Genomic DNA, 26,608 nt, shown 5'->3' with positions numbered 1-26,608 from the left:
GGTAGGCACCAGGCACGAGGAGCAGCCATGACACTCGGAGACGGCGTTCGCCGCAACATCGCCGGCGTCAGCCCCGAGGAGCGCACCCTGCTGCGCGACGCGATCCTGAAGATGAACGCCACGAAGTGGGACGGCACCCGTGACGACCCCGTACCCGGGGGTGTGACGTGGTGGTTCAAGCAGGACGAGATCCACAAGGCCACACATGTCCACGGCGGCCCCGAGTTCCTGCCGTGGCACCGTGAGGTCGTCAACCGCTTCGAGGACCAGCTGCGGGTGATCGACCCCCGTCTCTCGCTGCACTATTGGGACTGGACACAGGACCCCCGGAGCATCCCCGGCGCCAACCTCGGCACCAGCACGGGAACCCTGAACCTGTTCACCCCGCAGTTCATGGGGTTCGGCGGCGCGAGCCTCCAGCCCATCGGCCAGCCCTTCGAGGCGGCGGGGTTCTACGACCCGCAGGCCAATCCCTTCCGGTCCGACAACGCCTTCGACCCGAACAACAACCCCGCGGACAAGCCGAGGGCCGTCAACCGGCAGGTCAACGGCACGCCCATCGAGCCCGTCCGGGACCAGGAGGTCCTGGACGCCGCGGAGTACACCCCGATGCGCAAGCTGCTCGAGAAGAGCCACAACAAGATGCACGGTTTCGTCAACATGGGCAACGCGCACATCTCCTTCCGCGACCCGTTCGTCTTCCTCCTCCACTCGAACGTGGACCGGCTCTTCGCCCTGTGGCAGCTCCGGACGGGCCACCCCGAACGGCTGGACCCCGAACACGTCTACGGCGCGGAGAGCGACGACCCGGAGCTCAACGGCAACGTCGAACCCTGGTCGACCGGACACGGCGACGAAGGCGACGTACGGCCGTGGTGCGCGCCCGAGAACCTGGGCATCCCGCACACCTACAAGGACCCGTCGATCGTCACGCCCCGCCGCTACGACACCAACCCGGGCGTGGTCTGACGCGCCGTCGGTCCGGTGGCGGCGCCCCGGGCGGGGCGTGACGGTGTCAGATCCGCACGCCCCACATGAACGGCATGCCGCTGCGTGCGATCGACTCGTAGCGCACCTGCGCACCCGGCTTGGGGGCGTGCAGGATCTGGCCGTTGCCCGCGTAGAAGCCGACGTGGCTCAGGTCGTCGCGCATGATGACGAGGTCGCCGGGGCGCAGGGCGCCGAGCGAGTCGATGCGGGTGCCGGCGCTCGCCTGGCCCTGTGAGGTGCGGGGCAGGGTCACGCCGGCCTGCTTGAAGGCCCAGGACGTCAGCCCGGAGCAGTCGAAGGAGGCCGGCCCGGTCGCGCCCCACACGTACGGCATGCCGACGCGGGTCCTGGCCGCCGCGAAGGCCTCGGCGGCGCGTGCGGACGCGCTCGTCTCGTTGCCGAGGTCGACCCGGGCGCTCGCGCGGTTGGCCCGGTCCTCCGCCTCGGCGATCCTGGCCCGTTCCTCGGCGGTGAGGGTGTTGAGCAGCTTCCGCGCCTGCGCGAGCCTGGCCTGCACCTCGGACTTCTTGCGGCGCTGCTCGGCGCGGGAGGCTTCGAGGTCGGCCAGCTTCCGGGCGGCCTCCGCGCGCTGCTGCCGGAGTTTCAGACGCTCCGCCTCGAACCGCTGAAGCGTGCTCACCTCGCGGTCGCCCAGCCGCTGTTGCAGGCCGGCCCGCTCCAGGAAGGAGTCGGGATCGCCGGACAGCAGCAGCCGCATCGACGGATCGAGGCCGCCACCGCGGTACTGAGCCGCCGCGATCGCGCCGACCCGGTCCCGCAGCCTGTTGAGGTCGTCCTGCTTGCGGGCGGCGGCGTCCTGGAGGTCGGCCACCTGCTTCTGGAGGGCATCGGCCTTCTCCTTGGCTCCGTTGAACTTCTCCGTCGCCTGCGTGGCTGCTTCGTACAGCCGGTCGACCTCGGCCTTGACGCCCTTCTGCGTGGGGTCGGGTACCGGATCGGCCCACGCGGACTGCGCGGAGAGCACCACGGCCGCCGCCGCGGTCGTCGTGAGCATGCCTGCGTAGCGGGGGCGGGGAGGCTTGGGACGGCGGTGGGACGCCACAGTGGGCCGGCTCCTTCTTGCTCGGGGGGCTTCTTCGGCCGGTGACCGCGCACGGGGACGGTCGGGGGCCGAAGAAGCGTATGAATACTAAGCTGCTTAGCTGTTTAGTGGCAAGCGGGCTTCAGGAGAGCGTGCTGCCCTTCCGCCAGGTCGTCCAGTCCACGTTCCACGCGCCGTAGCCGTTGTCGGTGGCCACGGTGTCGAGGGAGTCGACGACGGTGACCGGATCGCCGTAGTTCATGCGGTCGTAGAACCACTTGGCGTCCGCGTCGCTCATGCCGATGCAGCCGTGGCTGGCGTTCACCCGCCCGAACCTGCCCTCGTTCCAGGGGGCAACATGGGCGTACGTCCCGTCATCCGCTAAGTGTCTTAGTGGACGATGGAGAGGGGGGATTGGTTCCCCGGCGGGGACGGAGGCGCAGAGGATGCGACGTGCCGCCGGGCCGCGCGTCATTCGGTGATGCGGACCGCCAGGGCCGGGCGGATGGCGGCCGCGCGGCGGGCCGGGCCGATCGTGGCCAGGAGCGACGCGGCGAAGGTGGCCGCGGCGAGGCCGCAGATGCCGGTCCATTCGACCGGGAAGCCTCCTTCCAGGCCCTCGAACGCGGCGCTGTTGCCGTACATCAGCCAGGTGGTGAGCACGCCGAGGAGGGATCCCAGGACGATCCCCTCCAGGGCGATGAAGGCGCTCTCCCAGAGGAAGGACCGTTGGACGGTCCGTGCCCGGAAGCCGAGGGCCCGCAGGATGCCGATGGTCCGCCTGCGTTCGCGTACGGCCCGGACCATGACGACGCCGAGGCCCGTGATGCCCACGCCGAGGCCCAGGGCGAGGAAGCCCTGCATGAGACGGAAGAAGGCGGTGCTGGAGTCGAACTGGCGGCGGATGTCCGACTCGATGGGGGTCGCCACCAGGCTGGCCGAGAGGTGCTCGCCCTGGAGCCGGGTCGCCAGGGCGTCCGGGGAGGTTCCGGGGCTGGTTCTCACCAGCGCGGAGGCGTTCTGCGCCTGGGTGCCGAAGAGCTCGCGCGTCGCCTGTGCGCTGGTCACCACGGGGTAGGTGGTCGAACTGGCGCCGGTGCCCGGGTAGAAGACCATCCCGTTGCTGAGCACGCCCGCGATGACCTTCTGTTCGCTGCGGCCCGTGCGGGGATCCGTCAGGGTGAGGGTGTCGCCGGGGTCGTAGTAGTCGCCGGCGGGGCCGCCGGTGCTGCCGAAGAAGCCGTCGAGGACGACGTAACGGGGGTCGGAGGCGAGAGCGTGCCAGACCGCGGCGTCGTTCGTCAGGCCGGGCAGCCGCTCCCGGAACGTGATGCCGGTGATCGCCCCGTCGGGCACGCCGACGACGGCGGTGTCGAGCGGTCGAGGGCTGCGGTGTCCCGGATCGGTGGCCCTCCCCGTGGCGTTGAGCAGCGGTGTCACGGCGGCGATCGAGGCGGCCGACGGACCGCTGCGGACGTCGGGGACGAGCCGGTCGCCGGCGACCTGCGGGTTGTAGTCCAGCCGCAGGGAGTAGCCGGCGGTGGCGTCGGCGACGACCCCGTCGACGCCCGCGCGGAGGATGCCCGAGATCTCCGTCAGCAGGACGAGGACGAACACGATCAGGGTGTACATCACCAGCGTCGCGCCGGTCCTGAACCGCTTGGCCAAGGGGTACGCGACGGCGAGCCGCGCCGCGAGGCCGCCCTCCGTCGGGCGCTGGAGGATCCGCCGTACGGGTCGGAGCAGGGTCTTCTGGTTGTCGCTGACGAGCACCACGGCGGAGAAGGCGGCCAGGGCGCCCTGGATGACGTACACCGACATGGAAGGAGTGTCGAAGATCCGGGGGCGTACGACGGGGGCCAGGAGCGTCCACGCGAGCACGGCTCCGGCCACCAGGGAGGTGACCGTGTGGCGGGGGAGGACGCGCAGCAGTGCCGGAGTCGCGAAGGCGAGCGCGAGCGCCGGCAGGAGGTACGTCGCCTCGGGCCGGCTGCGCGCCACGGCCGGGACGGCCGCGAACGCGCACAGGACGGCCAGGGTGGTGGAGACCACGAGGAGACGGCGGCGCGGCCTCTGTCCGGGCGTCGCCGGGAGGTCGCGGATCGCGGCGATGATGTTGAACCTGCTGATGCGCACGCTGGTCGCCAGGATCGCCGCGAAGGCGATGAGCAGGCCCATGGCCAGTCCGTTGAGGACGCTGGTGGGGGTGACGGCGAACGCGATGCGGAGGCTGCTTCCGCCGACCGACCAGCCCTGGAAGATCTGCGCGGCCACCACCGCGACGCCCCAGCCGACGGCGACCCCGACGGCCGCCCCGGGCAGCGCGGACAGCAACGCGTAGGTGGCCCCTTCGAGGGTGAAGGAACCGACGAGGCGCGAGCGCTTCATCCCCACGGCCCGCACCATGCCCATCTGGGACTTCCGCTCCTCGCCGAGCATCACGAAGATGTTCACCAGCAGCAGGGCGCCCGCGATGATGCTGAAGCTGCCGATCATGAGGAACAGCGCTCCGAGCGCGTCCCCGGCCTGCCGGGCGTCCCGCAGGACCGTGTGTTTCGGCGTCTCGACCGCCGTCTGTCCGGCGAGCGGTCCCAGAGCCTGCCGGATGTCCGCGGTCACCCGGTCGGTCAGGGCCTCGCCGCTCTCCACGCCGCCCCGGTTGGACACGAAGGTCACCGAGCGGGGCTCCGCGCCGGCGGCCCGGGCGGCGGAGTCGAGGGCCGCGGGTGGCAGGAACACGTCGCGGTTCAGTCGTCCGCCCAGGCCCACACCGGCAAGGCCCTGCTCCGGGACCACGCGCTCGACCCGGTACGTCTGCGGCGCCCCGAACAGGTACAGCGTGATCGGGTCACCGGCTCCCACGCTCAGGGACCGGGCCAGTGGCTCGTTGACCACGACCCGGCCGGGCTCCGGGTTCGCTCCGCCGAGACCGGAGTGCCCACCCGGCGCGCCGAAGCGCGCCGCCTCGGCGAAGTCCATCTGCCAGGCCAGGACGCGCGGTTCGGCGGCCTTGCCGCCGTCGGTGCCGCTCACGGCCGATGCCTGGGCCGCCCGGGCGTTCAGCACTCCGTCGACGTCGGGAGCGCCCGCCAGGGCGGCCAGCCGCTCGCTGACGGCGCGGCCGGCCGGCCCGGGAGGGGCGACGACGCGCTCGTCCACCGGCCCGAGGGTGCGGTACGCCTCCTGTCGTACGGAGAAGTTCAGGGTGTCGCCGACGACCAGGGCCCCGATGACGATGGCCGTGCCGAGCATCGACCCGCCGATCACCAGCGCGGCCTCGGTGCGCCGGCGGGCGACCTGCCGGAAGGCCAGCCGCCGTGACACTGGCTGCCGGACTGCGACCAGCACCAGGGCCGCGAGGGCGAGCGCGAGGGCGGTGAGCAGCGGGACGAGGAGGTTCGGGTACATGGTCAGCCCCGAGGGAGGTCGCGGGCCGCGGCCGGGGTGGCGACGGCCTGGCGGACGTCGTCGACCAGCCGCCCGTCGCGCATCCGGATCAGGCGGGGGACGCGCGCGCCGATGGCGCTGTCGTGGGTGACCAGGACGATCGTCTGGCCCTCGTCCCCGTTGAGCTCGCACAGCAGGTCCATGACCTGGTCGGCCATCGCGCTGTCGAGGTTGCCGGTCGGTTCGTCCGCCCACACGATGGCCGGGCGGCCCGCCAGGGCGCGGGCGATGGTCACCCGCTGCTGTTCGCCGCCGGACATCTCGCTCGGCCGGTGCTCGACGCGGTGGCCGAGGCCCACCCGGTCGAGCATGCCCAGTGCCCTGCGCCGTGCCTCACGTGGCCGGGTGCCCACCAGCAGCAGGGGCAGTTCGACGTTCTCGACCGCGGAGAAGACCGGTATGAGGTTGAACGCCTGGAAGACGAAGCCCATGGTGTGGGCCCGGTGCTCCGTGCGCGCCGCGTCGGACATGGCGAACAGATCGTGGCCGTCGACCTCCACCCGGCCGCCGTCGATGTCGTCGAGCCCCGACAGACAGTTGAGCAGCGTGGTCTTCCCGGAACCGGACGGTCCCATGACCCCCACCATCTCCCCGTGGCGCACGAGGAGATCCAGGTCGCGCAGGGCGGTGACCTCCACGGAGCCCGTGCGGTAGATCTTGCGTACCCCGGTGGCGACGAGGAGCGCCCGGTCGGTGTCCATGCCGTCCATACCAGCCTGCCGAAGAAGGGGGAGGCTACGGCCACCCAGGTCCGGAAGAGGGGCCGAAAGGCCCAATCGCCCGGTCGCCGCGAGGCCCGCCGGAGCGGTTTCGCCGCCGTGACCGGGCGTATGTGACCGACCGGCCCACCGGCGGGGGGCCGGTCGGCCCTGTGCGGGGCGTCCCGGGCCGCGCAGCCTGGACGTGTCGGACGGACCGGAGGCGGAGTGTCCGGCTCGCGCCCGGTCCGGCCGCCGGGAGCGTGATCGGCGATGATGTTCTGGTACGGCAACGGCATGAACGGATGGGGCTGGTTCGCCATGTCGGCCGGGATGGTGCTGTTCTGGGGCCTTCTCATCACCATCACGGTGATGCTCTTCCGCACCGTGGGCCGTCCCGCGGAACGCCCGCCGGAGTACCGGCCCGCCACGTCGGCCGAACAGATCCTGAGCGAGCGCCTGGCGCGCGGGGAGATCGACGAGGAGGAGTACCGCCGGCGGCTGGCCGCGCTGCGCGGCACGGAACCGTGAACCCCGTGGCCGACCGGGATGCGACCGGGGGCGCCCCCGGCCACCCTGGGAGCATGAGCGGTCGGATGCCCGGGGAACGGGGCGGGCGACGAGACGCGCTCCGTGAGCTGACCGCACGGCACGCGGAGCGCGGAGCACCGCTGGCGGCCGCGCTGGAGCGCGCCAGGTCGGGTACCGCGCAGGCGCCCGGGACCTGGGCGCCCCGAGCGGCCGAGGCAGTCGGACTGCCGGCCGCCGCGGGGCTCGGCCCCGCCACCTTCTTCGCCGATCTCGCCGCCCCGCGCGGCGAGCGGCACGTACGGGTGTGCACAGCGACCGCGTGCTTCGCCGCGCGCGGCGGGAAGCACCTGGCGGAGGTCGAACGCGAGCTCGGCGTGGCGGCGGGCACGGTCGACGAGGCGGGTGCCACCTCGCTGCAGGCCGTGCACTGCCTCGGCTACTGCTACGCGGGCCCGGCCGCCCTCGACGGCGCCCTCCCGCGCGCGGGCCCGGACCTGGCCGACCAGCTCGGCGGGCGGACGGAACCGCGCGCGCCGGGCGTCCCCGCGGCCGACACCACCGGGGAGCCCGTCCTGCTCGCCGGGATCCTGGGAGGGCGGTCCGCCCGGGACGTGTGGCGCCGGGCGGTGGCCGGGCTGCGGCCCGAGGACGTACGGCAGGAGGTCGGCGTCTCGGGACTGCGCGGGCGCGGCGGCGCCGGATTCCCGGTGGCGGACAAGTGGGCCGCGGCGGCGGGAAGGCCGGACACGGTCGTCGTCGCCAACGGGGACGAGGGCGACCCCGGCTCCTACGCCGACCGGCTGCTCATGGAGGAGGACCCCGAGCGCGTCCTCGCGGGCCTCGCCCTGGCCTGCTTCGCCTGCGGCGCCCGGCGCGGGATCGTCCTGGTGCGCTCCGAGTACCCGGAGGCCGCGACCCGGCTGCGCCGGGAGGTGGAGCGCGCGGCGGAGGCGGGCGACCTCGCCCCCTCGGCCGGGACGGCCGGTCCGGCACCGTACGTCGAGATCGCCGAGGGAGCCGGATCCTATGTCGCCGGGGAGGAGACCGCCCTCATCGCCCGCCTCGAAGGCGCTCGCGGCTGTGCGCGCCCCCGGCCCCCGTACCCCACGGACCACGGCCTGTGGGACGCGCCGACGGTGGTCAACAACGTGGAGACCCTGGCGGCCGTGCCCTGGATCGTCGCCCACGGAGGCACCGCCTACGCCCGGCGCGGCGTACCGGACGAGACCGGCACCAAGCTGGTGTGCCTGTCCGAACGCTTCGCCCGGCCGGGGGCGTACGAGGTCGAACTCGGCACCCCCGTGGACGAGATCGTCACCCGGTACGGCGGGGGCCTCAAGGGCGGCCGCGAACTCGTCGCCCTCCAGATCGGCGGCCCCCTCGGCGGCTTCCTCGCCGGGAACGCGCTCCACGTCCCCCTCACCACCGCAGCTCTCGCCGAGCACGGCGCCGCCCTCGGTCACGCCGGCACGGTCGCCTTCGACGACGGCATCGACCCGCACGAACTCCTCAGGCATGTATGGGAGTTCGCCGCCGACGAGAGCTGCGGCGCCTGCTCGCCCTGCCGGGTCGGCAGCCGGCGAGGGCTCGAACTCGCGCGGGACCGGAAGGGGCCGGGGGAGTCCTACGGGCAGCTGGCACGGCTGATGGGCGAGGCGAGTCTCTGCGCCTTCGGCCGCCGTGTCCCCGCCGCCGTCCGCAGCCTGGCCCGCGCCTACGGGCCGGCCCTGGAAGGATGGAACCGATGACCCGGCTCCAGGTCGACGGGGTTCCGGTCGACGTGCCCACCGGGGCCTCGCTGCTCGACGCGGTACGTGCCACCGGAACCGACCTGCCCACCCTCTGCCACGACGACCGCCTCCGCCCCGCCGGCTCCTGCCGCACCTGCCTGGTCCGCGCCGACGGGCGGACCGTCGCCTCCTGCGTCACACCCGCCTCACCGGGTCTCGCCGTCGACACCGCCGACGAGGAGGTGCGGAGTCTGCGCCGGGACGCGGTCGCTCTGATCGCCTCGGCGCTTGCCCCGCACGCGCTCGCCGACGGTGCGCACAGTGAACTCGCCGAGACCTGCCGGACCCTGGGGATTCCGGCGGCGACGGCAGCCGGTGACCCCACGCGCGGCCGGGACGAGAGCCACCCGTACGTCCACCTCGACCGAGACCTGTGCATCGCGTGCGGACGCTGCGTACGGATGTGCTCCGACGTCCAGGGCACGTTCGCGCTCACCCTCACCGGACACGGTGCCGACACGGTCGTCGCACCCGGAACCGGCGGCCCCTGGGCGGAATCCGACTGCGTGTCCTGCGGCGGCTGCGTCGACACCTGCCCCACGGGAGCGATCACCCAGCCCGGACCCGGTCGGGGCATCACCTCGCGGCAGGCCCCCGCCGAGCCGGTACGCACCACCTGCGGCTACTGCGGCGTCGGCTGCACCCTCGACGTCGTCGTCCGCGAGGACCGCGTCGCCGCCGTGCTCCCCGCCCGGGACGGGCCCGTCAACCGGGGCCACGCCTGCGTCAAGGGCCGCTTCGCGTACGGGTACCTCCACTCCGCCGAACGTCTCACGGAACCCCTGCTCCGTGAGAACGGAGTGCTGAGGCCCGCGAGTTGGGCGGAGGCGGTGGCCCGGATCGCCGACGGCCTGCGCACCGCGATCGGAGAAGGCGGCCCCGACGCGGTCGCCGCGATCTCCTCGGCCCGTGCCACCAACGAGGAGAACTACCTCGTCCAGAAGTTCCTGCGGACCGTCATCGGCACCAACAACGTCGACAACTGCTCCCGCCTCTGCCACGCACCGTCCGCCGCCGGCCTCACCGCCTCCTTCGGACGTGCCGGCGGCACCGACCCCTTCGACGACGTGGAGACGGCGGACTGCCTCCTCGTCGTCGGCGCCAACCCCGTCGAGGCCCACCCCGTCGTCGGCGCCCGCCTCCTGCGGCGGGCACTCGCGGGCGCCTCCCTCGTCGTGGCCGACCCCCGTACCGTCGGACTCGCCCGCCACGCGGACGTGCACCTGCGGCCCCGCCCCGGCACGAACGTCGCCCTCTTCCACGGCCTCGCCCACGTGCTCGTCGACGAAGGCATGACCGACCCGGACTTCCTCCGCGACCGCGCCACCGGACTGGACGAACTCACCGAACTGCTCGCCGACCACCCGCCCGAGCGGGTCGCCGGGATCACCGGCGTCCCCGCCGCCGACATCAGGACGGCCGCCCGGCTCTACGGCCGCGCGGAGCGCCCCGCCGTCCTGTACGGACTCGGGGTCACCGAGCACCTGCACGGCACCGACGGCGTCCGTACCCTGGCGAACCTCCCCATCCTGCGCGGAGCCGTCGGCGGCACCGGCCGCGGGTTCGGCATCAGCCCCCTGCGCGGCCAGAACAACGTCCAGGGCGCCTCCGACATGGGCGCCCTGCCCGATCTGCTCCCCGGCTACGGCCGCGTGACCGATCCCGAGGCCCGCGCCCGGGCCGAGGAGGTGTGGGGCAGGCCGGTCCCCGAACGGCCGGGGATGCGCATCCCCGAGATGTTCGCGGCGGCCCGGGAAGGACGGCTACGGGCGCTGTGGATCATCGGCGAGGACGTGTGCGCGACCGACCCCGACAGCCGGCGCGTGGCCGAGGCCCTCGACGCCTGCCCGCTCGTCGTGGTCGACGAACTCTTCCTCGGCGAGACCGCCCGGCACGCCGATGTCGTCCTGCCCGTGGCCTCCTGGCTGGAGAAGGACGGCACCTTCGTCAACTTCGACCGCCGCTTCCAGCGCGTACGGCAGGCGGTGGCTCCCCCCGGAACGGCGCGCTCCGACTTCGAGGTCGTGCACGCCGTCGCCGACGCCCTCGGCGCCGAACTGCGCTGCCCCACCCCGGCGGCCGCTCTCGCGGAGTGCGGACGGGTGACCCCCCTCTTCGCCGGTCTCTCGCACGAGCGGCTCGACCGGGAAGGGGCGGTGCCCTGGCCCTGCCCCGCACCGGACCGGCCGGGCGAAGCCACCCTGTACACACAGGAGTTCGCCACGCCCGACGGACGCGCCCAGCTGTCGGCCGCCCCGTATCTGCCGCCCGGCGAGGAGCCGGACCGGGACTATCCGCTGCTGCTCGTCACCGGGCGCCGCTGGGCCCACTACAACTCCGGGAGCATGACCCGCCGCGGTGGCAACCTCCTTCTCGACGCGTACGAGCGCCTGGACCTGAACCCGGACGACGCCGCCCGGTTCGGAGTCCGGGACGGCACCCCGGTCACCGTCGAGAGCCGCCACGGACAGGCAGAGCTCGTCGCCCGCGTCGGGACGGAACTCGCTCCCGGGCAGGTCTTCTGCGCGTTCCACTTCCCGGCCGACGGCGTCAACTCCCTCACCTCGGAGCACGCCGACGCCGTGGCCTCGTGCCCGGAGTACAAGGTCACGGCGGTACGGCTGCGGCCGACGGCGTCCGGCGACTGACCGGCACCGGACGCGGCCGTGGGGCACGAGAGACTCAGCCGTGGGGCACGAGAGCCACGGGGACGGGGCTGTGGTGCAGCACCGCGTGGGCCACGCTGCCGATGCGTGCGCCGAGGGTGGAACGGCGGTTGCGCCGGCCGACCACGATGAGCGCGGCGTCCCCGGCGGCCCGGACCAGTTCGAGACCCGCCGATCCGACCACCACACGGGCGGCCGTCCCGACCTCGGGGTACTTCGCGCGCCAGGGATCGAGGAGGTCCTCCAGCGAGCGCTCGATCTCCGGGGCCACGGCAGGGCGGATGTCCGGGACCATGGCGGGTCCCAGCCCCGCGAACAGCGGAAGCTGCTCCGCGTACACGGCATGGACCGGGGAACGGCGCCGGGCGGCTTCCTCGAAGGCGAACCCCAGGACGGCGTCCACGGGCTGCCGCACATCGGTCCCCACCAGGACCGGGCCCGTCGGCGTGGCCGCGCCGCCGCCCGCCCGCACCAGGACGACGGGCCGCTCGACGGCACCGGCGACCGTCAGGCCGACCGAACCGATCAGATAGCCGGCCACGCTGCCGAGGGCCCGTGAGCCGAGGACCAGCAACTCGCCCTCCCCGGCCGCGGCGAGCAGACCCGGCACGGGACCCTCGGGCAGCAGAGCGGTGGTCACCGACAGGCCGGGACGACGCTCCCGCAGCGCACCGGCGACGCCCGCCACCATCTCCCCGGCCCACGCGTCCTCGGACTCCCGTGGCACGAGCGACAGCACGGCCTCCGGTACCGGTTCCTTCGCGTACACCAGATGCACGCCCGTGCCGCGCAACAGGGCCTCTTCGGCCGCCCACTCCGCGGCTGCTCGCGCTTGTTCCGTGCCGTCCAGGCCGACCACGATGCTCCGCGTCATGACCGTCCACCTCCTTGTCCGGTGTCGTCGACGTCGTAGACGAGGCGGGTGACGGAGACCGAGACCACGCCGTCGACGGTCGCGCACATGCGCTCGATCGCCGGGATCATGCGCCGGAAGGGAAGGCTCCCGCCGAGCTCCACACGGCCGTCGCGCACCTCGACGGTGAGCGCGCCCGGTTCCAGACGCAGCGTGTCGCCGAGCACGTCCTCGACGATCTCCCGGCGGATGTCGTCGTCCTCACGGAGAAAGACGCCCAGCAGGTCGCGGCGGCTCACGATGCCCACCGGCCGGTCCTCGGCGTCGACCACGACGAGCCGCCTGACGCCCTGGACCTCCATCAGCCGCGCCGCCTCCGCCACGGTCCACTCCGGACGGGCGCACACGGCGGGTGCGGACATCAGCTCCTCGGCCCGCGTCCCCTCGGCCTTCGCCCGCTCCCACGCCTCCAGGCCCGGCACGGCCGGCAGACCGTCCGGCGCGGCGGTCTGGTCGGCGGTCTTGCGGAGCAGGTCCCCCTCCGACACCACCCCGACCACCCGGCCGTCACCGCCCAGGACGGGAACGGCGGTCACCCGGTGCCGGGAGAGCACGCGGGCGACCTCCTTGAACGGGGTGTCGCCGCGGACGCTCACCACGTCACGCGTCATCAGCCGGTCGATCCTGCGGTGACGCATCACCTTCTCCTTCCGCGCGCGGACCCGGTAGTCCTCACCCTGCTGGGCGGAGACCGCGCAGGGGCAGTGCCGAACGGTCCCCTTCCGGGACTGTTCGCCCCCATCAAGGGCCGGGGCCCTCCGGTGCTCCCGGGACCGACCAGCCCTACCCGGCCGGCCCCGATCGGTGCGAGCGTGGCAGCAGGACACCTCATGACCTGGAAGGCGGTGGGCACGATGGAGTGGCCCCTGGTGGTAGGAGTCGACGGGTCCGACGCCAGTCTCTCGGCCGTGGACTGGGCCGTCGACGAGGCGGTACGGCACGCGCTTCCCCTGCGCATCGTCCATGCCTCGCTGTGGGAGCGGTACGAGGGCGTCGCACCGGCCCGGAGCACGGACCGGCCCTCCGGCCAGGTCCTCGCCGAGAACACCGTCGGCACCGCCGCCGAACGCGCGCGGCGCCGCGCACCCGCCCTCACCCTCACCACGGACGTCATCGCCGAGGACCCGTCCACCGCGCTGCTCAGGGAGGGACAGGACAGCGCGATGCTCGTCCTCGGGTCCCGAGGGCGCGGCGGCATCGCCGAGCTTCTGCTCGGATCCGTCAGCCTCGTCGTGGCCGCCCGGGCACACGGCCCGGTCGTCGTCGTCAGAGGGGACCGGCACGCCCTGGAGGCACGCCACGGGCGCGTCCTGCTCGGCATCGGAGAGCACGACGTGGACTCGCCGGCCGTACGGTTCGCCTTCCGCGAGGCGGCGGTCCGGGACGCGGAACTCGATGTCGTCCGCGCCTGGCGACAGCCGGCGCACGGACCCGCCGACCACCTGCTGATGCGGCGCGCCGGGGGCGCCTACTTCACGGAGGAGTCCTCCGAGCTGCTCGACAAGGCCCTCGAGGCCGCCGCGGCCGAGCATCCCCGGGTGCGGCTGCGCAGGAGCTCGGTCGAGGGCCCCGCCCACAAGGTGCTCACCGAGCGCTCCGCCGCCGCCGACCTCCTGGTCATCGGGGCACGGAGGCGGGACGGACTCGTCGGTCTGGAGCTCGGCAGGGTCGCCCACCGCGCCCTGCACCACGCCTCGTGCCCGGTCGCCGTCGTGCCGCAGCGGCGCGCGGAGAGCACGGAGGGAGACGGGTGACGACCCGTCCCCGGACGGGGTGCGGGCCGCTCGCACCCGCCGGGAGGGGCCGGGCAGGTCGCGAAGGGACCGAACGGCCCATCCCGCGAAGTCCCGCCGCGGTGACAGCGTGGGAGGTGTCGCCCCCTCTCGGGACGCGGTCCCGAGCCCCGGACGTTCTGCGGAGGTGGAACCATGAACAGCGACATCCCCGTCCGGCCGGAGCTCGGCCACGTCGTCGTCGGGATCGACGGCTCCCCCTCCGGGCGTACGGCCGCGCTGTGGGCCGCCGCCGAGGCGGACCGCCGAGGACGGCCGCTGCGTCTCGTGCACGCCGCCGACACCGACCGCAGGGCCCTCTACGCCAACGCCGAGACGCTTCGGGCCGTGCGGGAAGCGGGCCGCGACCTGCTGACCGGGACCGCGAGCGCGGTCCAGGAACGTTTCCCGGACCTCACGGTCACGAAGGAACTGAGCCGTCAGGAACCGGTCGCCGGACTCCGGGCCGCCGCCGGGCACCGGGGCACGATCGTGGTGGGCAACCGGGGGCTCGGCGGCTTCTCCAGCCTCATGCTGGGCTCCGTCGGTCTGGGCGTGGCGGCCCGGGCGGAGGTCCCCGTGATCGTCGTACGCGGGGAGGGCGAGCTCCCGGACACCGGATCGGTGACGGCGGCCGTGCACGACGCGGAGGACCTGGGGTGGCTGCTCCTGGCGGCCGCCGAGGCGGAGGCCCGCAAGGCGGCTCTGCGCATCGTGAGCGTCTGGAACGTGTTCGCCCACATCGGCAGCGTCGCGACCATGCTCGACGACCTCGACGGGATCGCCAGGCAGCGCGTCCACGAGGTGAAGGCGCTCGCCGACCGCGTCCGCGCCGTCCACCCGGATCTCATCGTCGGGCACCACGTGGAGCCGGGGACGAGTACCCCCGGCATCCTGGTCGAGGCGAGCGGCCACACCGACCTGATCGTGATGGGCCGCGACCGTCGTCCGCTGGGCGTCGGACCGTCCCTGGGGCGCGTCGCCCACACGCTGATCCACCACGCCCACTGCCCGGTGGAGATCGTCCCGCTCTCCGTCATGAAGCCGGCCGGGGAACCATGAGCGACGTACTGCTGGGCGTCGATCCTCACGAGCTGTCGATCCCGGCGCTGATCTGGGCCGCCGACGCGGCGGCCCGCCGCGGACTGCCCCTGCGCCTGGTCGCGGCCGTGCCGACCGGGCACGACCGGATCGGGTACGACCCGCTCGCCCGCCAGGGCAGCGTGCGGATCCGTGCGGAGTCGGCGCTGGCCAACCTGGAGGACCTCGTACGGGAGCTGCACGGGGGACTGCGGACCGCGACCGAGCTCGTCATCGGGCCCCCGGCCACGGTGCTGCTGGCCAGGACGGCACGCGCGGCGATCGCCGTCGTGGGCTCGCGCCACCTGGGCAGGGCCGCCGGGACACCGGGCCGGGGATCGGTGGTCGTTCCGCTGGCGGCGCACGCCGACTGTCCTGTCGTCGTGGTCCGGGCCCCGGAGCACACCGCGCTTCGCCCCCCCGACCCTCGTCGTCGGTGTGGACGGGAGCAGGACCTGCGGGGAAGCCGTCGCCTTCGCGGTCGAGGAGGCGAGCCTCCGGGAGGCGCGGCTCCGTGCGGTGTGGGTCAGGCCCCGCTCGTTCCGCGCGCACGGTGACGTGGAGGAAGAGCTCGCCGAGCGTCGGCGGCTGCTGTCCGAGTCCGTCGCGGGCTGGGCGGAGCGGCATCCGGACGTCCGCGTCACCGCGGAGGTCCTCCGGGGGCACCCGGTCGAGCAGCTCGGCCTGACCTCCCGGGAGTCCCTCGCCCTGGTCGTCGGCCGTCGGGGACGGCTGGGCTCGACGGTCCGCGGGCTGCTGCACCGCGCGCAGTGCCCGTTGATCACCGTGCCCCTTCCCCTGGGCGCGCCGCTTCCGGAGCGGGACGGTGCAATGGAAGAACGACGTGCCGGCCGTCCCCCCGGGTCCACGGAGGGGTGAGCAGCATGTGGCGCATCCGAGGTGCGAGCGGCACCGGACGGAGAGAGGAGTGACCATGCCCAAAAAGACACGGCACCGCGTCGCACAGAAGACCGGGTCGTCGGCCCGGAGCGGCACACGGGGGGCGGCCACGGGGGACGCGCTGCCCGCACGTGCCGGGAACCGCCGGCAGCCGGTGGAGGGAACCAACGGGCGTCCCGGGCGTCCCGTGCAGACCGTCAGAGTGTCGGCGCTCTTCCTCTGAGCGAGGAGTCCTCGCCGCCCACGGCGGTCACCCGACGGTGCTCCGGACCGGCTCCGTGCCGCCCTGGTCGAGGCGGAAGGGCGGGTAGACGTCGGTCATCAGGCTCGCGTAGGCCGCGACGCGCAGGACCCAGCGGTTCAGCCCGACGACGAGCACGAACAGGTCGCGCGGATACCGTTCGGTGAAGGCCAGGGCGAAGCCCGCGATGACGGTGAGCAGGGTGATCAGGCCGCCGCTCCACCAGCCGGCGCGCATGCCCCCGCTGAGGAAGGCGAGCACCAGGTAGTGGGGGACGGCGAGCAGCCACCACTTGACCAGGACCAGGGAGCGGGAGAGCCGTTCCGGGTAGGCGATGTCGAGCCGGGCCGGGTAGCCGGGTTCCGCGCCGAGGCTGAAGGGCGGGTAGCGGTCGGTGCCGAGTGCGCCGTACGCGTAGTACGAGACGCGCCAGGACCAGCGGAGTACGCCGAGGTTGAAGTCGAAGAGGGCCCGTGGGTAGCGCTCGGTGAAGAGGACGGCGAAGAACGCGATCACCGTCACGACGAGGAAGGCGATCCAGAGGAAGACCAGCACGATCCAGTGGGGGATCACCAGGATCCACTTGACCAGCCACAGCCAGCGTGACAGCCGTTCGTCGAGTTCGGCCGTCACCGCCACGGGAGCGTACGAGGTGCCCGGGGTGTTCATGATCGTCACTTCCTCGGCAGGTCGTCGTCTGCGTGCGTCCGGAGGTCGACGTCGGTCCCACCTTCCAGGATCACCCGCTTCCGGCCCGGGCGGTGAGTCGGCACCGTACGTCCACCACCCCTTCGACGGCGCGTGTCAGACGGGCCGCGAGCGCGTCGTCGCGGACATGGCCGGACAGGGTCACGACACCGGCTTCGACACGGACGTCCACCTGACGGTGGGAGAGCGGGAACAGGTGCTCGACGACATCGCGCCGCACCTCGGCGGCGAGGTCCTCGTCCGGGCGGAGGAAGACCTTGAGGAGGTCGGCCCGGCTGACGATGCCCTGGATGGTGCCGCTCGTGTCGACGACCGGCAGTCGCTTGACGCGGTGGGCCGCCATGATCCGGGCCGCCTGGGGCAGGGACGCCTCGGGACGGACCGTGATGGCCGGCGAGGTCATCAGGTCCCCGGCACGGCGGGAGCCGGCCTTGCCGGTGGCGTCGAGGCGTCGCATCTGCTCGACGAGGCCGACGCGGCGGTCGTGGAACTCCTCCTTGAGGAGCAGATCCGCCTCGGAGACCACGCCGACGACGCGTCCCTCGCCCTCGACCACGGGCACGGCGGTCACCTTCCACCGCTCCATGGCGGTGACGATCTCCTTGAACTGCGCGTCGGGCAGGACGGCGACGACCTTCCTGGTCATCACGTCGGCGACGGTGAACGGCCTCGTGCTCATGACGCTCTCCTCAGCGGACCAGGACGGCCTCCCCCGGGCGGGGGACGACGGCCGTCCAGCCCAGTTCGCGGTCGATCCGGTCGCGCAGGGCGGCGGACGCGGCCGGTTCACCGTGGACGAGGTAGGTGGTGTGCGGGGGAGGGGCGGCCCGCAGCCAGTCGACGATCTGTCCGGCGTCGGCGTGGGCCGAGAAGTGGGGGACATCGGCGACCTCGGCCCGTACGGGCACGTACTCGCCGAACATCTTCAGCGTCCTGGCCCCGTCGACCAGGTCCCGCGCCCGGGTGCCGGCGGCGGCGAAGCCGACGATGACGACCGCGTTCCGCGGGTCCGGGAGCAGCCGGCGCAGGTGGTGCAGGACGCGGCCGCCGGTGGCCATGCCGGCCGAGGAGACAATGACCGCGGGGCCGTGCGCGCTGTTGATGTCGATGGACTCCTGGACCGTCCTGGCGGCGAGGAAGGGCTCGGGGCTCAGCGCGGCGGCGCCCCGGGCCAGGATCTCCGGCCTCAGCTCGGCCGAGCGCTCGCGGACGGCGTCACGGTAGACGTCCAGCGCGGCCAGGGCCATGGGGCTGTCCACGTACACGGGGACCGACCGGGGCAGGACGCCCGTCTCGCGCAGCCGCGTCAGCTCGTGCAGGACCACCTCGGTGCGGTCGATCGCGAAAGCCGGGATGACGACGGTGCCGTCGCGGGCGAGGGTGCGCGTGACGACGGAGGAGAACTCCGAGCGGGCGGACTCCGGATCGTGCCGGCGGTCGCCGTAGGTGGACTCCATGAGCAGGACGTCGGCGCCCGAGAAGGGCTCCGGCGGCAGCAGCAGCGGGTGCCCGGGCCGGCCGAGGTCTCCGGAGACGGCCAGGGTGTGGCCGTCCTCCAGGGTCAGGTGCGCCCACGCGGAGCCCAGGATGTGCCCGCCGTGATGGAGTCTGAGCCTGGTTCCGGTCATGATCTCCACCTCGGCGCCCACCGGCACCGGGTCCAGGAACGACAGCGTCTTCTCGACGTCGGAGTCGTCGTACAGCGGCTTGGCCGGGCGGTGCTTCGACCAGCCGTGCTCGTCGGCGTGACGGGCCGCCTCCATCTGGAGGTGCGCACTGTCGCGCAGCACGATTCCGGCGAGCCGGGCCGTGTGGGCGCTGGCGAGGATCGGTCCACGGAAGCCCTGCCGGACCAGGCGGGGCAGGTAGCCGCAGTGGTCCAGATGGGCATGGGTGACGACCACGGCCTCGACGTCCGTGGCGTCGCGGGCGAACCGCTCCCGGTTGCGTCGGCGCAGGGCCGCGAAACCCTGGAAGAGGCCGCAGTCGAGGAGGATCCGCGCACGGTCGCTCTCGACCAGGAACTTGCTGCCCGTGACCGTGCCCACCCCGCCCAGGAAGCTGAGCAGCGCCGGTCGTGGCGTCGTGGGAGCGGGGTTCGGGGCTGCCTCGGACATGGCTCCTCCTTCGGAAGGCGTACCGCGGGGCTGCTCAGCCGAAGGCGAGCACCTCGGCGACGGGCCGGCGCGGCGTGGCCCGGCCCGTCGGGCCGTAGCCCAGGCGGATCACCATGTGGACGAAGCCGATCGTCGAGGCGGGATCGCGGGCGTCGGCACGGAGTTCGGGCCATTCCAGCGGCTGGGACATGAGCGAGGTGGCAAGGCCGTCGAGGGTGGCCTGGAGGAGGACGCGCTGCAGTGCCTGGCCGGCCCTCAGCCAGTCCTCCGGGGTGTCCTCGACCGTGCCGAGCAGGACGATCCGAGGCCTCTTCTCGAAGCGCGCCGACCCGCGGCCGGACACCTGCCGGGAAGCGCCGAAGTCCCTGACCGGGGAGGTCACGTCGTACTGCCGCGGGCCGAGGGCGTACGCGGGGATGCCTTCGGTGGCGGGGCCCTCACCGGCCGCGCCGGTGCGTGTCCAGGCCGCGATCTCCGCGCGTACGGCCTCGTCCGCCGCCTCGAACAGTTCGGATGCGTGGACGAGGCCCATGACGGTGTCGGTGTGCCATTCCCCCGGTACGACCAGCCGGCAGCCCTCCAGCAGGGCCGCGGCCCGGAGGCCGTCGATCACCTCGGAGGGGATCACTTCCTCCGTGAAGGGGAAGCGGCTGGTGTGCCGCCGCGCCAGAGCACCGTGCAACGAGCCCAGATCGCTGTCGGCGTCCTCGGAACCGTCGAACCGCACGTCGGCGAGGTGCCAGGGATCGTCCGGGGAGGGCAGCAGCCGCACCACCGGACGCAGGGCCCGGTACGCGGCGGCGACCCGCAGACCGAACAGGGCGGCGCCGCAGCCGAGGTGGAGGGCGCGGTGGTCGGGATCCTCGTGCGGCATGCCGCGCAGCGGATCGCCGTGCAGCTCGATGACGCCGGCCTCCGTCCTGGCGACGAAGCTCCACGGCTGTGCGTTGTGCATCGAGGGGGCCGTGACGGCGTCCTCGACCAGCGACGTCACGAGCGGTCGGGTCAGAGCGGTGGTAGTCACGGTTCGTCCTGTCTGTGGTGAGTCACCGGGAGATGTCGTGCGGAGTCCGGGTGGAGGGCGCGAGCCGGGCGTCGTCCTCGTGGAACGACAGCCGGTCCACGACCGCGACGACGCCGTCCACGCGCTCGGCGAGTCCGACGAGCATCCGCGCCTGACTCCGCCGCCGGACGCGGCCCCCCAGCGTCACCACGCCGTCGAGGACGTGCACGTCCACCGCGTCTCCCGGCAGGTCCATGGCATCCGTGAGGACGTCCTCACGGATGCGCCGCCGTATCTCCGCGTCCGGGCGGAGGTAGACGCGGAGAAGGTCACGGCGGGTCACGATGCCCACCAGCCGTTCCTCCTCGTCGACGACCGGAAGGCGCTCGACTCCGCGGCGCACCATCAGCCGCGCCGCGTCCGCCACCGTCTCCTCGGCGTGCACCGTGACGGCCGGCGTGGTCATCAGGTCCCGCACGGTCAGCTCGTGGCGGGTCAGCAGGTCGCTCCCGGACACGACGCCGACGACGTGGTCGTCCTCGTCCACCACGGGGACCGCGCTGATGTCGTGCTCGGCGAGCGACCTCGCCACCTGTCCGAACGGTGTCCCGGGGACGGCGGAGACCACGTCGTCGGTCATCAGGCCGCCGACCTTCATGTGCTTCATCGCCGCGCCTCCTCTTCGAGGGCGAGGGTTCGGACGGTGTGCTGTCCCGCGTCACCCACCCTCCACCGCGCGCCCGGGGCCGGGGAGGGCCGAATGGTCCACCGTCAGGACCGAACGGGCTCGTCACCGCCGGTCCGCCCGCCGCCCCGACCGGTCGGGACCTTCGGCCCCGTCATTGGCCCCAGCGGCCCTCCGGCCGCCCGGGACCGGCTGCGACGGTGGAAGCAGTCCCCCGGACCGTGGGAGGAGGAGTCATGGACGGCACCAAAGCCCGTCCCGGCCTCGGCCGGGTCGTGGTCGGCGTCGACGGATCACCGTCCGCGCGGAAGGCGGTGATGTGGGCGGCGGCGGAGGCGGCCCTGCGGGGGAGCACCCTCTGCCTCGTTCATGCGACGGACACGGACGCACCGGGCCCGTTCCTGTCCCGGGAGGAGATCACCGGGACCCGCCGGGCAGGGCGGGAACTGCTCGACCGGACCGCCCAGGAGATCACGGCGCGCCACCCCGGGCTCACGGTCGTCGAGGAACTCACCGAGGGCCCGGCCCCCGACCGGCTGCGGCGAGCCGCCGCCCTGAGCGGCACGATCGTCGTCGGGCACCGGGGGCTCGGAGGCTTCTCCTCCCTGTTGCTCGGATCGGTCGGTCTCGAGGTCGCGGCCGCCGCGACCACACCCGTCGTCGTGGTGCGGGGGGACACGGAGGCCGCCGAGGGGCGTGTCGTCCTGACGGCGGTACGGGACGAGGCCGACGTGGGCTGTGCCCGTGCGGCGGCCCGCGAGGCCGCGCTGCGCGGGGTTCCGCTGCGGCTGCTGCACATCTGGGGCCTGGGGCTGTCCGTCGGCTCACGGGCGATGGTGCGCGGTGGCGAGGAGGCCGCCCGGGAGCACGTACGCCCGCTGTCCTCGATCCTGGACCGGGTCCGGGAGGAGTTTCCGGACCTCACCGTGCAGGCCGACGGCCAGAAGAGCCACAGCGTCGCCGGAGCCCTCGTCGAGGCGACGCACGACGCCGGCCTCGTCGTCGCCGGAGGGCGACGGTCGCCCGGCTACCTCGGCCCCACCCTCGGACGGATCACGCTCGGCCTCCTCCAGCATGCCCACTGCCCCGTGGAGCTCGTGCCCCGGCAAGGGCCCGGACACGGGACCACGTCATGACAGGCACCGCCCCGGCTGGAGCGTTCCGGGCACGGAAACTACCGTGAAGATGTGCCCGTCAGGCGAGGAGCGCGCGTGGGGCGTGCCCGGAGGTGGCGATGGAACACGAGGAGCCGGGGCCGGCGGACACCAGGCTTCCGCGGCTGCGACTCGACGAGCTGCTCGACGAGCTCCAGGCGCGCATCGACGAGGTGCGGGGCACCAGGGACCGGCTCAACGGGCTGCTGGAAGCCGTCATGTCGGTGGGCCGCGAGCTGGACCTCCGCCAGGTGCTGCGCGGCATCGTCGAGGCGGCCGTGACCCTGGTGGACGCCGAGTACGGAGCCCTGGGCGTCATCGGTGAGGGCCGGAAGCTCTCGCAGTTCCTGCCCATCGGCATCGACGACGACGTACGGCAGCGGATCGGGGCACTGCCGTCCGGGCACGGCATCCTGGGCGAGCTCATCCGCAACCCCGTGCCGCTGCGGATCCCGGAGCTCTCCGAGCACCCCGCGTCGTACGGTTTTCCGCCCCACCATCCGCCGATGCACTCGTTCCTCGGCGTCCCGATCCGCGTCCGCGACGAGGTGTTCGGCAACCTCTATCTCACGGAGAAGCGGGGAGGGGCCGACTTCGACGCCGAGGACGAGGCGGTCGTGACGACGCTGGCCGTCGCGGCAGGCATCGCCATCGAGAACGCCCGCCTCTACGAGGAGGTCCGCCTCAGGCAGCGCTGGCTCTCCGCGAGCTCCGACCTGACCAACGCCCTCCTGTCCGGCGCGGAGGAGACCGAGGTGCTCGACGGGATGCTGGAGCAGGCCGTGGACATCGCGGCCGCCGACATGGGGGTCTTCTACCTGGTGGGTGCCGGCGGTGAGCTGAAGGGCTCGCTCGCCAGCGGTGAGGGGGCCGAGGCGCACCGGGGCGTCGTCCTGCCGACCAGTGAGGGAACCCTGGCCGAGGCCGCCCTCGCGCAGAAGGGCCTGCTCACGGTCGGCGACGTCGAGAACGAGCCCCGCATCAGGGTCCAGCCCGAACGGTGGAAGGGTTTCGGGCCGGCGGTGGCCGTCACGGTCGGCACCAAGGAGCGGCTGAGCGGGGTGCTGATCCTCGCGCGGAGGCACGGGCGTCCCCCGTTCAGCGGCCTGGAGATCACGGCCCTCCCCGGATTCGCGGGGCAGGCGGCCCTGGCGCTCGAACTGGCCGACCGCCGCCGGGACACCGAGCAGGTGGTGCTGCTGGAGGACCGCGACCGGATCGCCCGTGACCTCCACGACCTCGCGATCCAACGTCTGTTCGCCACCGGCATGACGCTGCAGAGCGCCCGTCGGTTCGTCGAGCACCCGGAGGCCAGGGACCGTCTGACACGGGCGATCGACGACCTGGACGCCACCATCAAGATCATCAGGTCGACCATCTTCGGCCTCCGGGAGCATGAGGTCTCCGAAGCACCGAAGCTCAGGAACCGTGTGGTCAGAGCGGTCGACGAGGCCGCGAACACGCTCGGATTCGCGCCGGCCCTGCGCATGGAGGGCCTCCTCGACACGGACGTGCCCCCCGACGCGGCCGAGCAGGTGATCGCGGTCGTCGGTGAGGCACTCACCAATGTGGCCCGCCACGCGCGGGCCCACCGGGCGGAGGTGTCGGTCGTCGCCGACGACGGCGTGCTGGCGGTGACGGTGAGCGACGACGGCACCGGCATCGGGCCGGACGGCGCCCGCAGCGGACTGCGGAACCTCTCCGAGAGGGCCGAGCGGCTGGGCGGCACCCTCTCGGTCCACGCGAGAGGGGAGCCGCGCGGCGGCACGGTCCTGGAGTGGCGGATCCCGCTCCCGGACGAGCGGGAGTGAGCCCCCTTCACCGTGAGATCCGGGGGTGAGCCCCCTTCACCGTGAGATCCGGGGGTGAGCCCCCTTCACCGTGAGATCCGGGGGTGAGCCCCCTTCACCGTGAGATCCGGGAGTGAGCCCCCCCCCTTCATCGTGAGATCGCCGTGAGATCACTGCGAGATCACCGCAGAGATCGCTGTGAGACCCCCTACTTCTCCTCGGCGTCGTGCTCGTGTGCCTGAGCGGCGATGACGGCGGCCTGCACGCGGCGTTCGACGCCGAGCTTGCCGAGCAGCCGTGAGATGTGGTTCTTGACGGTCTTCTCCGACAGATAGAGCCGCTTGGCGATCTGCCGGTTGGTGAGCCCCTCGCCGATGAGGTCGAGTACGGACCGCTCCCGCTCGGACAGCACCGCGAGCCGTTCGTCCTCGGGCGGCTTCGCCGCCTCGGGGTCCCGGAGCGAGCGCATCAGCCGGGCGGTGGTGGCGGGGTCCAGCATCGACTGCCCCGTGGCCACGGTCCGTACCGCCGACACGAGGTCGGAGCCCTTGATCTGCTTGAGCACGTACCCGGCGGCGCCCGCCATGATCGCGTCGAGCAGGGCGTCCTCGTCGTCGAACGAGGTCAGCATCAGACAGGCCAGCTCGGGCATCCGGGAGCGCAGCTCCCGGCACAGGGAGATCCCGTCGCCGTCGGGCAGCCTCACGTCGAGGACCGCGACGTCCGCCCGCAGCGCGGGCCCCCGGGCCAGGGCCTGCTCCACCGTCGACGCCTCCCCGACCACCTCCAGGTCCGGCTCGTCGTCGATCAGGTCACGCAGGCCCCGGCGGACGACCTCGTGGTCGTCGACGAGGAAGACCCGCGTGCGCGTGGCGGCTGTCGGCAGATCGGACATGGCGATCCCTGCGGTCGGTGGGCTCGTACCCGCCCCCACAGGGATTGTCCGTCATCCGGCGTCCTCATGGGCGCCGAGACGCATCCGCACGTCGACGACACCCTCCACCGCCCGCACGGCGCGGGCCAGCAGCGGTACCAGCGAGCGGTCGGCGAGCGCACCGCGCAGCGTGGCCACGCCGTCCCGCACGGAGACCTCCAGCTCCGCCGGGACAGCCGACTCGCCGAGGACGGAACGACGGATCTCCTCCTCGATCTCGCCGTCCGTACGGAGGAACACCTTGAGCAGGTCGCTCCGGCTGACGACCCCCTCCAGCATCCCGAGGCCGTTGACCACGGGCAGGCGCTTCACCCTCCGCTTGGCCATGATCCGGGCCGCCTCGGCGAGGGTGGCGTCCGGGTGGACGGTCACGGCCGGGCTCGACATGAGCTCCCCGGCCCGCAGGGCTCCGGCCTTGGCCGCCTCGGCGACCTCGTCGGGGCGCGGCTCGTCGAGCCGGAACTCCTCCTTCGGCAGAAGATCCGCCTCCGAGACGACGCCGACGACGCGTCCCTCCCCTTCGAGGACCGGCAGGGCGCTCACCTTCCACTCGTCCATGAGCGCGACGATCTCCTTGTACGGAGCGTCACGGCCGACCGCGACGGCGGTACGGGTCATGACGTCGCCGACGGTGTAGTGCGAAGCGGGCATGTCGTGCTCCCTGGCGCTCGACGGGGCCACCTCAACGGTGTCCGCATCCAGTCTCCGCTCCACCCCATGGGCGCGGGGAGGGCCGGACGGCCCCCCTTCCGGGACCTCTCCGCCGCGCCCACCGGCCCGCGCCGATCATGAGCGCCGCGGCCCCGTACGCCCCGGTCGTCCACTCGACGCCGATCACCGGTCCCGCAAGGTAGGCGACGGCGCCGGCCAGGGCGATGCCCAGCCACTCCCACCGGCCGTCCAGGGCGACGAGGGCGACGAGCAGGAGGGCGTACCAGGAGTAGGCGGGGGTCAGGAGGAGGAAGGCCGTTCCGGTGGTGAGCAGGGCGCCGCGCCAGGGGCGTTCGGGATCGCCGCGCCACCAGACGGTCAGCGACACCGCCGTCATGACGAGCAGGACGGCGGGCGGGGCCCACGCGTCCGGCAGGACGAGGCGCAGCAGGGCGTACCGGCCGCCGGCCGAGGCGTCTTCGTACCCCTCCTCCTGCGCGTAGCCGCCCAGGTAGCCGAGGACGGAGCCGTCGGAGAGCAGGACGTACGGGAGATAGAGCATCCCGACGACCGCCACCGCCGGGACCACGACCGCCAGGAACGTCCGTGGCCGGCGGAGTCCGGACAGCGCGCCCGGGAGCAGCACGGCGGGCAGGAGTTTCGCGGCGACGGCGAGGCCGAGCAGGATGCCGCCGGTGACGCGGCGGCGGGCGACGACGGCGAGGGCGGCGACCGAGAACAGGACGGCGAGGACGTCGACATGGGCGTTGTCGACGGCCTCGACGGGGACGGCCGGGCACCAGGCCCAGAGGGCGGCCTGCCGGGGGTCGCCGCGTCGGCGCAGGACGGTGACCAGCAGGCCGGTCACCGCGAGGGAGAGGACGGCGGCGCCGGTCTGGAGCGCCTTGTGACGGCTGTCGGCCGGCGAGAGCACATGGACCAGCAGGAACCAGCCCTCGGCGACGGGCGGATAGATCGTGTGCACGGCCGGCCGGTTGATGCGGGTGCAGCCGCCGCCGGCCAGCGGGGCGAGGTCGTGGCCGCCGGCACAGGCGGCGTCGTCGGGGAACAGCCACCCGTCGCGCAGCCGGGCCAGGGCCGGGTCGGCGGGCGCGTGGTCGTACGGGGAGATCCCGGCCGCCTGTACCCGGCCGTCCCACGCGTACCGGTAGGAGTCCGTGCTCGTGCGCGGCGCGGCCAGGAGTCCGGTCGCGGTGACGGCGACGGCCCCCGCGAGCACGAGCGGGACCACCGCCCCGGCGGGGACCCGGCGCAGGGCGACCACGGCTGCCGCGAACAGCACCCAGCATCCCGCGTACCCCGTCAGGAAGCCGACCCCGAGCGCAGCCCCGCGCAGCAGAGCGGCCAGGGCGGCGGTCAGAGCCGCCAGGACGAGGGCGGTGAGGACGAGCGGACGGGCACGAGGCATGGCCGCAGCCTGGCAGCGCGCACCACGGCTCGGCGGACGACCCGTCGAGGCGTTCGGATTCCGTAAG

The 26,608-nt window shown here is 73.4% G+C and carries 24 protein-coding genes; 10 read left to right on the top strand and 14 right to left on the bottom strand.

The window, feature by feature from the left end; genetic code table 11:
• Positions 1-27: 27 nt before the first annotated feature.
• Positions 28-969 carry a tyrosinase family protein gene (locus tag ACF07V_RS20255; protein ID WP_392155922.1) on the top strand — a complete coding sequence of 314 codons (942 nt, stop codon included), beginning with the start codon at positions 28-30 and terminating at the stop codon, positions 967-969.
• 46 nt (positions 970-1,015) lie between these two features.
• Here ACF07V_RS20255 and ACF07V_RS20250 read toward each other — a convergent pair whose 3' ends face one another.
• The 4 genes from ACF07V_RS20250 to ACF07V_RS20235 all read right to left on the bottom strand — a co-directional run bounded on the left by ACF07V_RS20250 (position 1,016) and on the right by ACF07V_RS20235 (position 6,180).
• Complete coding sequence (locus ACF07V_RS20250; RefSeq protein WP_392155921.1) at positions 1,016-2,053, bottom strand: NlpC/P60 family protein; 1,038 nt, start codon at positions 2,051-2,053, stop codon at positions 1,016-1,018.
• A 121-nt stretch (positions 2,054-2,174) separates the two neighbouring features.
• Positions 2,175-2,507: a L,D-transpeptidase gene (locus tag ACF07V_RS20245; protein WP_392155919.1), complete on the bottom strand. Its 333-nt coding sequence runs from the start codon at positions 2,505-2,507 to the stop codon at positions 2,175-2,177.
• Positions 2,504-5,440 (bottom strand): ABC transporter permease, encoded by a 2,937-nt coding sequence (locus ACF07V_RS20240; protein ID WP_392155917.1) that lies wholly within the window; start codon positions 5,438-5,440, stop codon positions 2,504-2,506. Before ACF07V_RS20240 ends, ACF07V_RS20245 begins: the two co-directional genes overlap by 4 nt.
• Before the next feature lie 2 nt (positions 5,441-5,442).
• Positions 5,443-6,180 (bottom strand): ABC transporter ATP-binding protein, encoded by a 738-nt coding sequence (locus ACF07V_RS20235; RefSeq protein ID WP_392155916.1) that lies wholly within the window; start codon positions 6,178-6,180, stop codon positions 5,443-5,445.
• A 270-nt stretch (positions 6,181-6,450) separates the two neighbouring features.
• Between ACF07V_RS20235 and ACF07V_RS20230 the strand changes: the two genes are divergently transcribed.
• The 3 genes from ACF07V_RS20230 to fdhF are packed head-to-tail and all read left to right on the top strand — an operon-like array spanning position 6,451 to position 11,146.
• Positions 6,451-6,708 (top strand): SHOCT domain-containing protein, encoded by a 258-nt coding sequence (locus ACF07V_RS20230; RefSeq protein WP_392155914.1) that lies wholly within the window; start codon positions 6,451-6,453, stop codon positions 6,706-6,708.
• A gap of 53 nt (positions 6,709-6,761) precedes the next feature.
• The gene (locus tag ACF07V_RS20225) at positions 6,762-8,456 is read left to right on the top strand and encodes an NAD(P)H-dependent oxidoreductase subunit E (RefSeq protein WP_392155913.1); all 1,695 of its coding nucleotides are present in this window, start codon (positions 6,762-6,764) and stop codon (positions 8,454-8,456) included.
• Positions 8,453-11,146 (top strand): formate dehydrogenase subunit alpha, encoded by a 2,694-nt coding sequence (fdhF, locus tag ACF07V_RS20220; protein WP_392155912.1) that lies wholly within the window; start codon positions 8,453-8,455, stop codon positions 11,144-11,146. The genes ACF07V_RS20225 and fdhF overlap by 4 nt, the downstream gene beginning before the upstream one ends.
• A 34-nt stretch (positions 11,147-11,180) precedes the next feature.
• On the opposite strand, the gene ACF07V_RS20215 is transcribed toward fdhF, so the two are convergent.
• Positions 11,181-12,038 carry a universal stress protein gene (locus tag ACF07V_RS20215; protein ID WP_392155911.1) on the bottom strand — a complete coding sequence of 286 codons (858 nt, stop codon included), beginning with the start codon at positions 12,036-12,038 and terminating at the stop codon, positions 11,181-11,183.
• The gene (locus tag ACF07V_RS20210; protein WP_392155910.1) at positions 12,035-12,715 is read right to left on the bottom strand and encodes a CBS domain-containing protein; all 681 of its coding nucleotides are present in this window, start codon (positions 12,713-12,715) and stop codon (positions 12,035-12,037) included. The genes ACF07V_RS20215 and ACF07V_RS20210 overlap by 4 nt, the downstream gene beginning before the upstream one ends.
• A 192-nt stretch (positions 12,716-12,907) precedes the next feature.
• Here ACF07V_RS20210 and ACF07V_RS20205 point away from each other — a divergent pair, with 192 nt between their 5' ends.
• The 4 genes from ACF07V_RS20205 to ACF07V_RS20190 all read left to right on the top strand — a co-directional run bounded on the left by ACF07V_RS20205 (position 12,908) and on the right by ACF07V_RS20190 (position 15,808).
• Positions 12,908-13,831, top strand: coding sequence for a universal stress protein (locus tag ACF07V_RS20205; protein ID WP_392155909.1), 924 nt, complete (start codon positions 12,908-12,910; stop codon positions 13,829-13,831).
• Positions 13,832-14,005: 174 nt separating this feature from the next.
• The gene (locus tag ACF07V_RS20200; protein ID WP_392155907.1) at positions 14,006-14,911 is read left to right on the top strand and encodes a universal stress protein; all 906 of its coding nucleotides are present in this window, start codon (positions 14,006-14,008) and stop codon (positions 14,909-14,911) included.
• A complete protein-coding gene (locus ACF07V_RS20195) occupies positions 14,908-15,486 on the top strand; it encodes a universal stress protein (protein WP_392155906.1) in 579 nt (192 codons plus the stop codon). Before ACF07V_RS20200 ends, ACF07V_RS20195 begins: the two co-directional genes overlap by 4 nt.
• Positions 15,368-15,808 carry a universal stress protein gene (locus ACF07V_RS20190; RefSeq protein WP_392155904.1) on the top strand — a complete coding sequence of 147 codons (441 nt, stop codon included), beginning with the start codon at positions 15,368-15,370 and terminating at the stop codon, positions 15,806-15,808. Before ACF07V_RS20195 ends, ACF07V_RS20190 begins: the two co-directional genes overlap by 119 nt.
• A 271-nt stretch (positions 15,809-16,079) precedes the next feature.
• Here ACF07V_RS20190 and ACF07V_RS20185 read toward each other — a convergent pair whose 3' ends face one another.
• From ACF07V_RS20185 to ACF07V_RS20165, 5 genes are all read right to left on the bottom strand, one after another.
• On the bottom strand, positions 16,080-16,739 hold the full coding sequence (locus tag ACF07V_RS20185) for a DUF4389 domain-containing protein (RefSeq protein ID WP_392155903.1): 660 nt from the start codon (positions 16,737-16,739) through the stop codon (positions 16,080-16,082).
• Positions 16,740-16,809: 70 nt separating this feature from the next.
• The gene (locus tag ACF07V_RS20180) at positions 16,810-17,457 is read right to left on the bottom strand and encodes a CBS domain-containing protein (RefSeq protein ID WP_392155902.1); all 648 of its coding nucleotides are present in this window, start codon (positions 17,455-17,457) and stop codon (positions 16,810-16,812) included.
• Between the two features lie 10 nt (positions 17,458-17,467).
• Positions 17,468-18,895 (bottom strand): MBL fold metallo-hydrolase RNA specificity domain-containing protein, encoded by a 1,428-nt coding sequence (locus ACF07V_RS20175; RefSeq protein ID WP_392155901.1) that lies wholly within the window; start codon positions 18,893-18,895, stop codon positions 17,468-17,470.
• A gap of 34 nt (positions 18,896-18,929) precedes the next feature.
• A complete protein-coding gene (locus ACF07V_RS20170) occupies positions 18,930-19,919 on the bottom strand; it encodes an Acg family FMN-binding oxidoreductase (RefSeq protein ID WP_392155899.1) in 990 nt (329 codons plus the stop codon).
• A 22-nt stretch (positions 19,920-19,941) separates the two neighbouring features.
• Complete coding sequence (locus tag ACF07V_RS20165; protein ID WP_392155897.1) at positions 19,942-20,565, bottom strand: CBS domain-containing protein; 624 nt, start codon at positions 20,563-20,565, stop codon at positions 19,942-19,944.
• A gap of 254 nt (positions 20,566-20,819) precedes the next feature.
• Between ACF07V_RS20165 and ACF07V_RS20160 the strand changes: the two genes are divergently transcribed.
• Both ACF07V_RS20160 and ACF07V_RS20155 read left to right on the top strand, forming a co-directional pair.
• Positions 20,820-21,719: a universal stress protein gene (locus ACF07V_RS20160; protein WP_392155896.1), complete on the top strand. Its 900-nt coding sequence runs from the start codon at positions 20,820-20,822 to the stop codon at positions 21,717-21,719.
• 98 nt (positions 21,720-21,817) lie between these two features.
• Entirely contained in the window at positions 21,818-23,548 is a 1,731-nt protein-coding gene (locus tag ACF07V_RS20155) for a GAF domain-containing sensor histidine kinase (protein WP_392155895.1), read from the top strand.
• Positions 23,549-23,735: 187 nt separating this feature from the next.
• Here the strand turns inward: ACF07V_RS20155 and ACF07V_RS20150 are convergent, their stop codons facing one another.
• From ACF07V_RS20150 to ACF07V_RS20140, 3 genes are read right to left on the bottom strand one after another with little or no spacing between them, the layout of a single operon-like run.
• A complete protein-coding gene (locus tag ACF07V_RS20150; protein WP_392155894.1) occupies positions 23,736-24,422 on the bottom strand; it encodes a response regulator in 687 nt (228 codons plus the stop codon).
• 51 nt (positions 24,423-24,473) lie between these two features.
• Positions 24,474-25,112, bottom strand: coding sequence for a CBS domain-containing protein (locus ACF07V_RS20145; protein WP_392155893.1), 639 nt, complete (start codon positions 25,110-25,112; stop codon positions 24,474-24,476).
• Between the two features lie 31 nt (positions 25,113-25,143).
• A complete protein-coding gene (locus ACF07V_RS20140) occupies positions 25,144-26,541 on the bottom strand; it encodes a glycosyltransferase 87 family protein (protein ID WP_392155892.1) in 1,398 nt (465 codons plus the stop codon).
• Positions 26,542-26,608 lie beyond the last annotated feature (67 nt).

The organism is Streptomyces sp. NPDC015661, from assembly GCF_043077765.1.
Taxonomy (GTDB): Bacteria; Actinomycetota; Actinomycetes; order Streptomycetales; family Streptomycetaceae; genus Streptomyces.
The sequence above is the reverse complement of the archived record's forward strand: the minus strand, read 5'-3'. Positions and strand labels throughout refer to the sequence as shown.